Origin of the sequence: Erythrobacter sp. HI0063, from assembly GCF_001635685.1 — a bacterium.
In the GTDB taxonomy this organism is placed as follows: Bacteria; Pseudomonadota; Alphaproteobacteria; order Sphingomonadales; family Sphingomonadaceae; genus Qipengyuania.
The window spans coordinates 1-13,171 of the sequence record NZ_LWFF01000013.1 but is presented as its reverse complement, the minus strand read 5'-3'; the positions used below and the strand labels follow the sequence as shown (position 1 = coordinate 13,171).

General features: G+C 64.0%; 9 protein-coding genes and 2 pseudogenes. 9 read left to right on the top strand and 2 right to left on the bottom strand.

The genetic code is table 11. The annotated features are described in order from the left end of the window. From A3736_RS00965 to A3736_RS00950, 4 genes and pseudogenes are all read left to right on the top strand, one after another. Nucleotides 1–2,783 (top strand): annotated as a pseudogene (locus A3736_RS00965) (DNA-directed RNA polymerase subunit beta'); the annotation flags it as partial. 273 nt (nt 2,784–3,056) lie between these two features. Next, nucleotides 3,057–5,372: a bifunctional diguanylate cyclase/phosphodiesterase gene (locus tag A3736_RS00960; RefSeq protein ID WP_067678065.1), complete on the top strand. Its 2,316-nt coding sequence runs from the start codon at nt 3,057–3,059 to the stop codon at nt 5,370–5,372. Between the two features lie 73 nt (nt 5,373–5,445). Beyond that, a complete protein-coding gene (gene gltX / locus A3736_RS00955; RefSeq protein ID WP_067678074.1) occupies nt 5,446–6,813 on the top strand; it encodes a glutamate--tRNA ligase in 1,368 nt (455 codons plus the stop codon). Nucleotides 6,814–6,843: 30 nt separating this feature from the next. After that, nucleotides 6,844–8,553 carry a SulP family inorganic anion transporter gene (locus tag A3736_RS00950; RefSeq protein WP_067678062.1) on the top strand — a complete coding sequence of 570 codons (1,710 nt, stop codon included), beginning with the start codon at nt 6,844–6,846 and terminating at the stop codon, nt 8,551–8,553. 18 nt (nt 8,554–8,571) lie between these two features. Here the strand turns inward: A3736_RS00950 and pyk are convergent, their stop codons facing one another. Further along, the gene (pyk, locus tag A3736_RS00945) at nt 8,572–10,050 is read right to left on the bottom strand and encodes a pyruvate kinase (protein ID WP_067678059.1); all 1,479 of its coding nucleotides are present in this window, start codon (nt 10,048–10,050) and stop codon (nt 8,572–8,574) included. Nucleotides 10,051–10,101: 51 nt separating this feature from the next. Here pyk and A3736_RS00940 point away from each other — a divergent pair, with 51 nt between their 5' ends. The 4 genes from A3736_RS00940 to A3736_RS00925 all read left to right on the top strand — a co-directional run bounded on the left by A3736_RS00940 (nt 10,102) and on the right by A3736_RS00925 (nt 12,166). Beyond that, the gene (locus A3736_RS00940; protein WP_067678056.1) at nt 10,102–10,416 is read left to right on the top strand and encodes a DUF1244 domain-containing protein; all 315 of its coding nucleotides are present in this window, start codon (nt 10,102–10,104) and stop codon (nt 10,414–10,416) included. Nucleotides 10,417–10,521: 105 nt separating this feature from the next. Next, on the top strand, nt 10,522–10,758 hold the full coding sequence (locus A3736_RS00935; RefSeq protein WP_067678053.1) for a DUF2312 domain-containing protein: 237 nt from the start codon (nt 10,522–10,524) through the stop codon (nt 10,756–10,758). Between the two features lie 127 nt (nt 10,759–10,885). Then, complete coding sequence (locus tag A3736_RS00930) at nt 10,886–11,764, top strand: SDR family oxidoreductase (protein WP_082851231.1); 879 nt, start codon at nt 10,886–10,888, stop codon at nt 11,762–11,764. A gap of 84 nt (nt 11,765–11,848) precedes the next feature. Beyond that, the gene (locus tag A3736_RS00925) at nt 11,849–12,166 is read left to right on the top strand and encodes a heavy metal-binding domain-containing protein (RefSeq protein WP_067678068.1); all 318 of its coding nucleotides are present in this window, start codon (nt 11,849–11,851) and stop codon (nt 12,164–12,166) included. A gap of 3 nt (nt 12,167–12,169) precedes the next feature. On the opposite strand, the gene A3736_RS00920 is transcribed toward A3736_RS00925, so the two are convergent. Continuing rightward, on the bottom strand, nt 12,170–12,952 hold the full coding sequence (locus A3736_RS00920) for a type II CAAX prenyl endopeptidase Rce1 family protein (RefSeq protein WP_156501904.1): 783 nt from the start codon (nt 12,950–12,952) through the stop codon (nt 12,170–12,172). A gap of 35 nt (nt 12,953–12,987) precedes the next feature. Between A3736_RS00920 and A3736_RS00915 the strand changes: the two are divergent. Then, nucleotides 12,988–13,171 (top strand): annotated as a pseudogene (locus tag A3736_RS00915) (YebC/PmpR family DNA-binding transcriptional regulator); the annotation flags it as partial.

The window sequence follows — 13,171 nt, the reverse complement described above, 5'->3', positions numbered from 1 at the left end:
TGGAACGGCAGGAGAAGACGCCCGAATTCGTCGAGAACGACAAGGGCGAAAAGGTCGAAAAGCTGCCCATGTTCTCGGACATGGCCGAAGTGCACCAGGCGCTGGAGACCAAGCAGGTTTCGCTCCACACCAAGATCCTCGCCCGCGTTCCGCAGGCCGACGAGAGCGGTGCGATTTCGATGCAGCGGTTCGAGACGACCGCTGGACGCATGCTGATCGGCGAATGCCTGCCCAAGAACCACAAGGTGCCCTTCGATATCGTCAACCGTCTGCTGACGAAGAAGGACATCGCCGACGTGATCGACGAGGTCTATCGCCACACCGGCCAGAAGGACACGGTGCTGTTCGCCGATGCGATCATGACGCTGGGCTTCCGCCACGCGTTCAAGGCTGGCATCTCGTTCGGCAAGGACGACATGATCATCCCCGAAAGCAAGGTCGGGATGGTCGAGGAGACCAAGTCGCTCGTCGCCGATTATGAGCAGCAGTATCAGGACGGCCTGATCACGCAGCAGGAGAAGTACAACAAGGTGATCGACGCCTGGAGCCGTTGCGGCGATCAGGTGGCGGAAGCCATGATGGACGAGATCAAGTCGCAGCCGATCGACGATGACGGCAAGCAGGCACAGATCAACTCGATCTACATGATGTCGCACTCCGGTGCGCGTGGCAGCCCCGCGCAGATGAAGCAGCTCGCTGGTATGCGCGGCCTGATGGCCAAGCCGTCGGGCGAGATCATCGAGAACCCGATCATCTCGAACTTCAAGGAAGGCCTCAACGTCCTCGAATACTTCAATTCCACCCACGGCGCCCGCAAGGGCCTTGCGGATACGGCGTTGAAGACGGCGAACTCGGGCTACCTGACGCGCCGCCTGGTCGACGTGTCGCAGGATTGCACGATCGTGGTGGAGGACTGCAAGACCGAGAACGCGCTCGACATGCGCGCCATCGTTCAGGGCGGTTCGGTGATCGCTTCGCTCGGCGAACGTATCTTGGGCCGCACCCTGGCCGAAGATGCGGTGAACGCCGCCACCGGCGAAGTCATCGCCAAGGCCGGTACGCTGCTCGACGAACCTATGGTCAAGGCCATCGAGGAAGCCGAAGTGCAGGTCGCCAAGATCCGCTCGCCGCTGGTTTGCGAAGCCGAACAGGGCGTTTGCGCGACCTGCTACGGACGCGACCTTGCGCGCGGTACGCCGGTCAATATCGGCGAGGCCGTGGGCGTCATCGCAGCGCAGTCGATCGGGGAACCGGGCACGCAGCTGACCATGCGTACCTTCCACATCGGCGGTGCGGCGCAGCTCAACGAAACCAGCCACCTGGAAGCGGTGTCGGCCGGTAAGGTCGTCTATCGCGACATGCCGACCATCACCGACAAGCGCGGTCGCATCCTGTCGCTCGCCCGCAACGGCGAGCTGGCGGTGATCGATAGCGAAGGCCGCGAACGTGAAATCCACAAGGTGCCGTATGGTACCATGCTGATGCACAAGGATGGCGAGCAGGTCGAAGAGGGCGGTCGCCTGGCGGAGTGGGATCCGTTCTCGCTTCCGATCATCACCGAACAGTCGGGTGTGGTCCGCTTCCAGGATCTGGTCGAAGGCTCCACCCTCGAAGAGCGCGTCGACGATGCCACCGGCATCGCCCAGCGCGTCGTGACCGAAAACCGGGCGACCGGTCGCAAGAAGAAGGAAGAGCTGCGTCCGCGCATCACTCTCTTCAACGAAGCCGGGGACGAGACCGAAGCCGCGCGCTACATGCTGGCGCCGGGCACCACGATGTCGGTCGAGGACGGCCAGCAGGTCGAAGCGGGCGACATTCTCGCCCGTGCCAGCCGCGAAGCCGCCAAGACCCGCGACATCACCGGTGGTCTGCCGCGCGTCGCTGAACTGTTCGAGGCGCGCCTGCCCAAAGACATGTCGGTCATCGCCAAGATTTCCGGCAAGATCGAATTCGTCCGCGAATACAAGGCCAAGCGCAAGATCGCGATCGTCCCGGAAGAGGGTGATGCGGTGGAATACCTGATCCCCAAGACCAAGGTGATCGACGTGCAGGAAGGCGACTTCGTGAAGAAGGGGGACACCCTGATTTCCGGTTCGCCCAACCCGCACGACATCCTCGAAGTCATGGGCGTCGAGGCGCTGGCCGAATATCTCGTGAACGAAATCCAGGAAGTCTATCGACTCCAGGGCGTGAAGATCAACGACAAGCACATCGAGACGATCGTTCGTCAGATGCTGCAGAAGGTCGAGATCACCGATGGCGGCGACACTACGCTGCTGCCGGGCGAACAGGTCGATCGCACCGAAATGGACGAGTACAACGCCAAGCTGGGCCGCAACAAGAAGAAGGCAGAAGGCACGCCGATCCTGCTCGGGATCACCAAAGCGTCGCTCCAGACCCGTTCGTTCATCTCGGCGGCTTCGTTCCAGGAAACCACGCGCGTGCTCACGCAGGCCGCGGTCGAAGGCAAGAAGGACACGCTGATCGGTCTGAAGGAAAACGTGATCGTGGGCCGTCTCATCCCCGCCGGAACCGGCGCGGGCATGAACCGGATGCGCATCACCGCCTCCAGCCGCGATGCCGCCCTGCGCGCCCAGTGGAAGAAGGCGCAGGAAGCGATCCTGGCCGCCCAGACTGCCGACGAGGAACGCGAAGCCGAACTCGCTCAGGATGCGGACGCGGCGATCGGCGACGATCCGCTGGCCCGGATGGAAGGCGAAACGCACGGCACCGATGCCGATGCGGGCGAATATCTGAACGAGGAAGCCGCCGACGGCGAATAAGCCGCGACTCGCGTGTTTCTCTTGGAATTGGCCCCGCCGGAGCGACCCTCCGGCGGGGCTTTTTCGTTCCGGTCGGCGGCCTTTTTCAGACTGCCGTGCCTATCGTATTGATTTCCTATATAATTTGTTAAATGATCACTCGGTATCGATTGGGTCGCATCGATTCCGGGCAGGGAGAGCCTTTGGAAGTGCGATTGGATGACCGACTCGATTCGGCCAGGCGCGGCAATGCTCCCGGCGGATCGGTCACGGAGGCGTCGAGTGGGGTGCAGGGTGACGCAAATTCGCGATAGCGCGGCGCTCGTTCGGGAGCGGCGCTTGCGGGCGGCCACTGCAGCGGGGTCGTTCTCGCAGATCGCGACCGGTCTGTCGGCCGCCATACTCGCCGCCGCGTTCTACGGCTTCGTGCCCAATGCGATACTTTTGGCGTGGCTGACGGGGGCAGCGTTCCTGTTCGCGACTCGCTTCGTGATCATTCGGGGGTGCGATGCGGACCTGCTCGACGATCGGCAGATACGGACACAACTTGCGCGCCTAGTCGGATCGAAAGCTGCTACATCCGTTTTCTGGGCTGCGAGCTTCGTGCTTTTCGCCGGGTATGCAGAGGGGGAACGCCTCGCTCTGCTGATCCTGATAGCGGCGCTGATCTTCGTCGGAACCATCCTGCTGCACCGCGGAGTACCGCGCGCGAGCATCGTCCACCTCGTCGCGACGACGATCGGCATCATCCTGAGTGCGCTGGTAGTGGCCGGCCCGGAAGCAGTATGGGTCGGCCTTCTGATGGTGCCCTATGCAGTGGTCCTCTTCCGCTTCACGATCATGCAGGATCGCGCCTTTGTCGAAGAGGTGCACAACGAGATAACGCGCCAGGAAAGCGAGCTTACGGTCCGCCTCTTGCTCGACGAATATGAGACGCAGGCACAGGATTCCTTGTGGTCGGTCGGCCCGCGCGGCCGATTGCGGGACGTCTCGCAACGGCTTGCCAATTTCGTCGGACAGGACATCGATGCGCTCGAGGGCATGCCCTTCGCCGACCTGTTCCTCGAAGGATCCCATCGTACGCGTCTGCTGGATCTGCTGACCAACCAGACGCCGTTTCGCGACGAGATCGTGAAGCTCGAAATACAGGGCGAAATTCGCATCTGGCGGGTCAGCGGTCGCCCGCGGTCGGACGGATACGTCACCGGCGTTCTCCGCGACGTTACGGAAGCGCTGCGGACCGAAAAACGTGTGCATTATCTCGCCATGCATGACGACCTTACAGGGCTCGCCAATCGGCATGCGCTCAATGAGCATTTGCGCGGCAAGATGGGCCTTCTCGCAAAACAATCCCGAAAAATCGCGCTGTTCTATCTCGACCTCGACGATTTCAAGGCCATCAACGACACCTACGGGCATCGGACTGCCGACGCGATCCTGTGCGAAGTTGCCAAGCGTCTGAAGGCCCAGCTGCGGGAAGCGGATCTCGTCGCCCGGCTCGCTGCGGACGAATTCGCGATCATCATCGAAAGCGCGCTGGGCGATGGTATGCTGATCGAACGCGGACATCGCTTGCTCGATGCCGTGCGCCAGCCCTTCGTGATCGAAGGGCGTCAGATTGCCGTGTCGGGCAGCGTCGGGATCGCCCGCTGTACCGAGGAAGCCTGCGAAGCTGAGGAACTGGTCCGGCGGGCCGATCTCGCTATCGTCGCCGCAAAGACGAAGGGCAGGGGGCAACTCGCCCTGTTCGACCACGCCCTCGATGCCAGGGTTCAGCAACGTCGCCGGACCGAACAGGAATTTCGCACGGCTCTCGATACAGGGGGCTTGCGCGTCCATTATCAGCCGGTGATCGACATCGGAACGGGGCGCACGGCGGCGTATGAGGCGTTGGTTAGGTGGGACCATCCCGAACGCGGACTCCTGGGCCCGGACGAATTTCTCGGAATTGCCGAAGAAACCGGCCTGATCGTCCAGATGGGCGAATTCGTCATACGCCGCGCCCTCAGCGAAATGGCCGCCTGGAAAGGCGATTTTCGTATTTCGATCAATCTCTCGCCCAGCCAGATCCGCTCGGTCGATCTTCTTCCCACCATCGCCGAGGCGATTGCCGAGACCGGGATCGATCCCCACCGGATCGAATTCGAGATTACCGAACACGTCATCCTTCAGTCCGACGATACCGCCGCCGCGACTCTCAGCCGCCTGCGCGCGATGGGGGTCAAGATCGCGCTCGATGATTTCGGGACCGGCTATTCCTCGCTCAGCTACCTGCGCCGCTTCCCCTTCGACCGGATCAAGATCGATCGCAGCTTCGTGAAGGACCTGACCACCAGCGCCTCGGCCCGCGCGATCGTGAGCACCGTCATCGCCTTGGGGCGGAGCCTGGGGATGGAAGTCACTGCCGAAGGGGTGGAAGACCGTACTCAATTGCATATCCTGAATGAATTGGGCTGCGACGAGGCGCAGGGATATCTCATTCTCGAACCGGTCGCGGCACCCGAACTCGATCGCGCACGCGCCGATCTGGGTGCCGACAGGGATGACGGCGTGCTCGACTATGCCGCCGCGCGCGAGGCGATCCTGCGGAGGCGCAAGCAAGCCGGCTGACCTGCTCGCTCCATTCACGGGGCCATCGCTGCGCTCTCGCCAGGTTCGCGGCCATCGGCTATCGGCAGTGGCGATGACCTCTGCCAACACCACCGTAACCCGCTTCGCCCCGTCCCCGACCGGGCGCCTCCATGTCGGCAATATCCGCACCGCGCTGCACAATTGGATGCTGGCGCGAAAGGCGGGCGGGCGCTTCCTGCTGCGGATCGACGACACCGATGCAGAGCGCAGCCGCGAAACCTATGTCGAGGCGATCCGCGACGATCTTGCCTGGCTCGGCCTCGAGCCCGATGGAGAGGAGCGTCAGTCCGAGCGGCTTGCGCATTACGAGGCGGCGTTCGAGGCCCTGAAGGCGGATGGCCGCGTCTACCCCTGCTACGAAACCGCGCAGGAGCTGGAGCTGAAGCGCAAGATCCAGCTCGGCCGCGGATTGCCGCCCATCTATGACCGCGCGGCCTTGTCCCTGAGCGAGGAAGATCGCGCGGCAAAGGAAGTCGACGGAATCGCGCCGCACTGGCGCTTCAAGCTCGATCACGACACGCCGATCGTGTGGGAGGACGGCGTGCGCGGGAAGCAGAAATTCGACGCCGCACAATTGTCCGACCCCGTGATACGCCGCGCCGACGGCTCGTGGCTCTATATGCTGCCGAGCGCTGTCGACGACCTCGAAATGGGCGTGACCAACGTGCTGCGCGGCGAAGATCACGTTTCCAATACTGCCGTTCAGATTCAGATGTTTACCGCACTCATTGCTGCGCAGCATAATGGCTCGTCAACGATGCCCGATTTCGCGCACGAGGCTCTGTTAGTGGGGAGCGAGGGCAAGCTGTCGAAGCGCCTCGGCTCGCTCGGTTGCGATGCGTTTCGCGAGCGGGGGATAGAGCCGCAGGCGCTGGTAGCACTGCTTGCGCGGCTGGGCACCGCGCTCCCCGTCGAGCCGATTGCGGATCGAGACTTACTGATCGAGAGCTTCGACCTTGCGACCTTCGGCCGCGCTCCGGCGCGCTTCGACGATGGCGAGCTCGATCGTATCAACGCGGCGCTGGTTCACAAAATGGAGTATCGCGACATTGCCCACCGACTGCCTGAAGGGATGGACGAGGCGGGGTGGCATGCGGTGCGGCCCAATCTCGAAAAGGTCGGCGAGGCGGCGGCGATCTGGCAGCTGGTGACCGGCCCTGTCCCGGTGCCCGAGCTTGCGCAGGAGGATCGCGACTATTGCGGCCTGGCGGCGGGGGCACTGGAATGGACGGACGATCCGTGGCGGGCGCTCACCACTCGGCTCAAGGAAGAGACCGGGCGCAAGGGTAAATCTTTGTTTCTTCCCCTGCGTTTGGCCTTGACCGGACAGGCATCGGGACCCGACATGGGCGAATTATTGCCGCTCATCGGTGAGGATGCGGCGCGCACCCGCTTGGAGGCTGCGGCACGCGGCGCCTAGGAAATAGCGCCTCAGGGGCGAGGGAAGGCCATGATCGGAAACGCCCTGAAACCCCGCCTCGGCTGGCTGACCGATCTCACGGCGGGCGGGCTGGCCAAGGATATCATTGCCGGGCTGATCCTCGCCATCCTGCTGGTGCCGCAGGCGATGGCCTATGCGCAGCTGGCGGGCCTCCCACCGCAGACCGGTCTGTTCGCCGCGCTGTTGCCGCCGGTCATCTATGCGGTTTTCGGCACCAGCAATTTTGTGTCGATGGGTCCGGTCGCGCTGGTTTCGCTGGTCGTGGCCGAAGCGGCAGGCAATGCTCCCGTTCCGCCCGAGACCGCTGCCGCCGTGATCGCGATCGAGGCGGGACTGGCGCTGGCGTTGCTGGGCGCGCTCGGTCTTGGCCGACTGGTGAATTTCATCAGCGAGCCCGTCCTGCTCGGCTTTACGGCCGCCGCCGCCTTCCTGATCGCGGCGAGCCAATTGCCGACTCTGATCGGCGTCGAAGCGCCGCGCGCGGGCAATCTGCCGACCGCGCTCGAAGGACTGTGGAACGGCCTCGACGGGTTCAGCCTGGCGACCACGCTGATCGGGCTCGCCAGCCTTATCGCGCTGCTGTTCATCAACCGCTACGCCGCTGCGATTCTCTGGAAGCTCGGTCTGCATCCGCCATTGCGTCAGGCCGTGGCGAAATCCTTCCCCTTCGCCGTGATCGTCGCCGCTGCCTTCGCAGTGTCGCAGATCGCCGCGCCGGTCGCCACGGTGGCGGCGGTGGAGCGCGGCCTGCCAAGCCCGCCCTGGCCGCTCGGCGGACCGGCGCTCTGGCTGGCGCTGCTGCCCAGCGCGCTGGCCGTGGCGGTGATCGTGTTTGTTACCGCGACCGCGGTCGCCAAATCGCTTGCCGGGAGCAATCGCAGCCATCTCGACACCAGTCGCGAAGCGGTGGCGCTGGGCTTCGGCAATATCGCCGCCGTGGCGACCGGCGGTTATGCAGTCGGGGCCAGCCTCAGCCGATCGGCGCTCGTCGAGGATAGCGGAGCGCGCAGTCCGCTCGCGTCGATCGTCGCATCGATGGTCGTGCTCGCAGTGCTGCTGTTCCTTGCGCCTTATCTCTCGCTGCTACCACGTACCGCGCTTGCGGCGCTCGTCATCAGCGCGGTCTTCGGCCTGATCAAGGTGCGCGACATCCGGCAGATCTTGGCACACGATCGGATCGAGGGCGCGATCGTGGCCGTCGCCTTTCTCGCCACGCTGATCTTCGGCGTACGGCTGGGCCTCGCTGTCGGCGCGGGCGTGGGCCTTGCGCATTTCCTCTGGTTCTCCTCGCTGCCGCGGGTCACCCGCGTCGGCACCGACGATGGCGGCATGTCCTTCCGCTCGGTCGATCGCGATGCGGTGATGATCGACACGCTGCCGGTCCTGATCGTGCGGATCGACCGCTCGATCTATTTCGGCAATGCCGCCTATTGCGAGGACGAAATCTTCGCGCGCATCGCCCAGCACGAGGAGGTGACCTGCCTCGTCATCGACATGCGCGCCGTCAACGGCGTGGATGCGAGCGGCGCGGCGATGTTGCGGCGGCTGACCGAACGCCTGCGCGAAATGGACATCATGGTCCGCTTCGCCGAAGCGCACGAGCCGGTGCGCCGCGCGCTCAAATCGCTTGATCCCAATATCTGCTGCTTTCACCGCACGGTGCAGCACGCGATGGAGGAATGCGGCGCGCCGGTGGACGAGACGATCGCGCCGACCTGACGCACAGGGCCGGGGCGCTTACTTCTGAAGCGCGCGATCCGTATCGTAATTCTGCAATTCGTCGCCGCTCAGAGTGACGACATGCAGCAGATTGGTTGCCCCCGGCGTTCCGAACGGCACGCCCGCCAGCGCGATCATCTTGTCGCCGCCTTCGCCGAAGCCGTGGCGCAGCGCCATGCGCTTGCCCTTGGCGATCATCTCTTCGAAACTGCCGATATCCTTCGTCGCCACGGCGTGCGCGCCCCATAACAGGCCCACGCGCCGCGCCGTCGCCATCGAAGGCGTCAGCACCAGCATCGGCACCGAAGGCCGCTCGCGCGCAACGCGGCGCGCGGTCGATCCCGATCCGGTGAAGACGGTGATCGTCTTGATCGAGACGGTGTCGGCAATGGTCATACAGGCGTGGCTGAGCGCATCGGCAGTGGTCCGGTCGGGCGGCGTGTCGAGATACCGAACGCGGCCCAGATAAGCCTCGTCCCGCTCGACCTGGATGGCGATCTTGTCCATGATCGTGACCGCTTCTTCCGGCCAGTCGCCCGCGGCGGTTTCCGCCGACAGCATGATGACATCCGCCCCGTCATAGACCGCATTCGCGACGTCGGAGACTTCGGCACGGGTGGGGGCCGGGCTCTCAATCATCGATTCGAGCATCTGCGTCGCCACGATCACCGGCTTGCCCGACAGGCGCGTCGCGTTGACGATCTGCTTCTGCAGCGGCGGAACCTCCTGCGGCTCCAGCTCGACGCCCAGATCGCCGCGCGCCACCATGACACCGTCGGACTGTTCGACGATTTCGGCGAGGCGGCGCACCGCCATCGGCTTTTCGATCTTGGCACACAGCGCCCCGCGCCCGCCCATCAGCTTGCGTGCTTCGGCCAGATCCTCGGGCCGCTGGACGAAGCTGAGGCCGATCCAGTCGACCCCCTGTTCCATGGCGAAGGCGAGATCCTTGCGGTCCTTTTCCGTGAGCGCAGGGATCGGAACCTCGGCATCGGGTACGTTGACGCCCTTGCGGTCGGAAATCACGCCGCCGACTTCGGCGGAACACAGGATTTCGTCTTCGTCCGCCCGGATCACGCGCAGGCGGATCTTGCCATCATTGATCAGCAGGCGCTGGCCCTTTTCGAGCAGGCCGAACAATTCGGGATGGGGCAGCTGGACGCGCGTCTCGTCGCCCGGCTCGGGATTGCGGTCGAGCGTAAAATGGCCCGAATGGCGGATCACCGCCTTGCCGTCCTTGAACGTGCCGACGCGCAGTTTCGGCCCCTGCAGATCGGCCAGGATCGCGATGGGACGTGCGAATTCCTTTTCCAGCGCGCGGATCGCGCGGATCGTCTCGCCATGGACGGAATGCTCGCCATGGCTCATATTGACCCGGAAGGCATCGGCGCCGGCCTTGAACAGGCGCCGCAGCATGTCGGGATCGCGGCTCGCCGGGCCGATGGTGGCGAGGATTTTCACCTTCCGCGCGCGCGGATCGAATTTCTGGATCGTCATGCTGAACGCCTATGCCACCCCCGTGTTGCAAGACAAGGAATATGCCCCTTCATGGATACGAATACCAAGACCGACGCGCTCGATGCGCTTCCCGACGATGTCGCCGCCGCGGCCTTTCGCCGCCTGGTGCGCCATCTGCGCCATCGCCACGATGCCCAGAATATCGACCTGATGGGTCTGTCGGGCTTCTGCCGCAATTGCCTCGCCGACTGGATCCGCGATGCTGGGTATGCCGGGGACAAGGAGCAGGCGCGCGAAGTGATCCACGGAATGCCGAGCGCTGAATGGAAGGCGACCCGCCAGTCGCCGGCGACCGAGGAGCAGCTGGCACGGATGAAGGAAAGCGTGGCGAAGAACGCGGGATAAATCTCAGCGCCTGGCGCGGAATAATCCGAACCGCCCACTTCACCCCCGCCGCGCCTCTGGCTATCGAGCCCGCAACCTATCCCGAATCACATTGGAGTACACGAGATGGCCGAAGCCACCGACGACCGCCTGCGCCTGCTGATCGAGCGCATCGAACGCCTCGAGGAAGAAAAGAAGGGCATCGCCGACGACGTTCGCGACGTTTACGCCGAGGCGAAGGCGGTGGGTTACGATCCCAAGATCATGCGCCAGATCGTGCGCCTCAGAAAGATGAAGCCCGACGATCGCAGCGAACAGGAAATGATCCTCGACACCTACAAGGCCGCGCTCGGCATGGGGTGAGGCGGCGCGGCCGGAAGCTCTGCCGCAGGCAAAGCTCGACGAAGGCCCCCGCGTTCGAGACGAGTGACGGAACTTGTGCGCGGTGCCTCCGCTTGAGTGGGTAGAACCCCCAGGCGGAGCCCGAACCATGACCGAACTGAAGAAAACAGACAGCGCCACTTTTATCGAACCGATCGCAGAAGAGCCGCGCATGCCCGGCCACGAAAGCGAGATGGACCGTAAGCCCGAATGGCAGCCGCGCTATCCGGGGTCGGGGCGGATGAAGGGCAAGGTTGCGATCGTCACTGGCGCGGATAGCGGGATCGGGCGCGCCACCGCAGTGCTGTTCGCGCGCGAGGGCGCACAGATCGCCATCGCCTATCTCAGCGAAGATGACGATGCAGCGAAGACCAGGGAGTTGTGCGAAGCGGAAGGCGCGGAAGCCTTCATCTTTGCCGGCGATCTCGGCGACAAGGCGGTCGCCGACGCTCTCGTCGCCAAGACGATCGAGCGGTTCGGCCAGCTCGATTGTCTGATCCAGATCGCGGGCGAGCAGCATCCCGACAAGGACGTGACGGATATCACGCCCGAACAATTGCAGCGCACCTTCCAGTCGAACATCTATTCGATGTTCTACATGGTTCAGGCAGCGCGTCCGCATTTGAAGCGCGGCGCCACCATCGTAAACTGCACATCGATCACGATGTATGAAGGCCAGCCGATCCTGCTCGATTACAGCTCAACCAAGGGTGCCATCACCGCGTTCACGCGCTCGCTGTCGCAGAACCTGATGGATGACGGCATCCGTGTGAACGGCGTCGCGCCGGGCCCGATCTGGACGCCGCTCAACCCGTTCGGGGGCCAGCCGAAGGACAAGATCGACGATTTCGGCAAGGGATCCCCGATGGGCCGGGCGGGAGAGCCGAACGAGGTCGCACCCTGTTTCCTGTTCCTCGCCTGCGAAGACAGCTCCTATATGTCGGGCCAGGTGCTGCATCCCAATGGCGGCAGCGTCGTCGGCGGTTGACCGTGCGCTGCGTATTACTTATCTAATACACGAAGCGAAGGAGGAGGATCGGATATGGCAGGCCCCTGGAAAGACGCACGCGGCATCACCGTGACGACGACGCCCACGATCGAGGGCAAGCCGGTGCAGGACTATCTCGGCATCGTCACCGGCGAAGTGATCGTGGGCGCGAACCTGTTTCGCGATCTCTTCGCCAATATCCGCGATATCGTCGGCGGGCGCTCGGGCAGTTACGAGCGCATCCTGCGCGATGCGCGCGAACAGGCGATTCAGGAATTGCAGGCCGAATGCGCCGCGCTGGGCGGAAATGCCGTGGTCGGCGTCGATCTCGATTACGAGGTGATCGGCGATACCGGCTCGATGCTGATGGTTTCGGCCAGCGGTACTGCCGTCAAGGTCTGACCGTCAGGACGCGGTCACCGTTGCAAGCGCCACCAGCGCCATTGCAGTGCCGTTGTGCAGCGCATGCAGCGCGATGCTCGTCCCAAGGCCGTAAGTCACCCGCATATAGCCGAGCAGCGCGCCCAGCACGAATTGCGGCAGCACCAGTGGAAGCAGGACGAACAGCGCGCCCTCTTCGAAATTGAACAGATGGACGCAGGCGAAGGCCAGCGTGCTGAGCCAGTAGAACAGCGGGAAGAGGCCGGCGAACCAGCGCATCGCGGGCCGATGCCGGGCGGTCCAGAACAGGATAACCGTCAGCCCGAGAGTGAAGGTGAGCGCTGCGATCGACCAGATGGCGGCACCTGTCATATCGCTCGCGCCCAGCCATGCGGTCGCGCCCATCCCGCCTAGGAAGACCACGCACGCCAACACGTCGCGCTTGCGCCCGGACAGCCAGCCGCGAAAGGCGATTTCCTCTCCCACCGGCGCGACGATCAGGATCGCGGCGATCAGCCCGGGCGTCACGGCCAGATTCGCCAGAGACGATTCCGGCAGTTCGATACCGGAAGCGATCACGATCGCGGCGATGGTCGCCAGTGTCGCCATCAACGCCAGATCGAGCAGAAAGACGCGGAGCAGCGCAACCACCGGGCGCGAGGGGCGCGGCTCCACCGGATCGGGCAGTCGGGGCCGCGACACGAAAGCGCGCACCCGCGCCCATTCGCCGGTCAGCGAGTTCGGTTCTCCCGAAACCGCCACCGGGCTTGTCGATTCATCATCCATGCGGCTAATGCGGCCCTTCACACACGCAACCCACCCGAGGCACGGTAACGCACCCCATGGCAGGCCATTCCAAATTCAAAAATATCATGCACCGCAAGGGTGCGCAGGACAAGAAGCGGTCCAACCTGTTCTCGAAGCTCAGCCGCGAGATTACCGTGGCGGCGAAGATGGGCATGCCCGATCCGGACATGAACCCGCGCCTGCGCCTGGCGGTCAACGCAGCCAAGGCGCAGTCCATGC

Excerpts from the sequence above, each read along its gene's own strand:
- gltX (WP_067678074.1), top strand. The coding sequence starts at position 5,446 with ATGACCTCTGCCAACACCACCGTAACCCGCTTCGCCCCGTCCCCGACC.
- A3736_RS00950 (WP_067678062.1), top strand. The coding sequence starts at position 6,844 with ATGATCGGAAACGCCCTGAAACCCCGCCTCGGCTGGCTGACCGATCTC.
- pyk (WP_067678059.1), bottom strand. The coding sequence starts at position 10,050 with ATGACGATCCAGAAATTCGATCCGCGCGCGCGGAAGGTGAAAATCCTC.
- A3736_RS00940 (WP_067678056.1), top strand. The coding sequence starts at position 10,102 with ATGGATACGAATACCAAGACCGACGCGCTCGATGCGCTTCCCGACGAT.
- A3736_RS00935 (WP_067678053.1), top strand. The coding sequence starts at position 10,522 with ATGGCCGAAGCCACCGACGACCGCCTGCGCCTGCTGATCGAGCGCATC.
- A3736_RS00930 (WP_082851231.1), top strand. The coding sequence starts at position 10,886 with ATGACCGAACTGAAGAAAACAGACAGCGCCACTTTTATCGAACCGATC.